Below are 343 nucleotides of genomic sequence, written 5' to 3'. Positions count from 1 at the left end.
CGATGCTCTCGCCGCCGTCCACGACCAGCGCCTGGCCGGTCATGAAGGACGAGCGGTCGGAGACGAGAAACAGGATGGCTTCGGCGATCTCCTGCGCGCTCGCCCAGCGTCCCATCGGGATCTTGGTCCGGACATAGTTCTCGATCGCGTCGCGACCGCCCATCTGGGCAATGAACGGCTCGTTGAACGGCGTGTCGACCCAGCCCGGGCAGAGCGCGTTGATGCGCACGTTGTGCCTGGCATAGTCGAGCGACATCTGCCTGGTCATCGCCACCACCGCATGCTTGGACGTGGCGTAGGCGATCATCTCGCGGTCGTAGAAGACGCCTGAATTGGACGCGGT

General features: G+C 64.4%; 1 protein-coding gene. It reads right to left on the bottom strand.

The annotated features are described in order from the left end of the window. The coding region (locus EN850_RS34585; protein ID WP_136093006.1) for an SDR family oxidoreductase at positions 1 to 343 on the bottom strand (343 nt) is incomplete at both ends.

Source organism: Mesorhizobium sp. M8A.F.Ca.ET.207.01.1.1 (genome assembly GCF_004794715.1).
Taxonomy (GTDB): Bacteria; Pseudomonadota; Alphaproteobacteria; order Rhizobiales; family Rhizobiaceae; genus Mesorhizobium.
The sequence above is the reverse complement of the archived record's forward strand: the minus strand, read 5'-3'. Positions and strand labels throughout refer to the sequence as shown.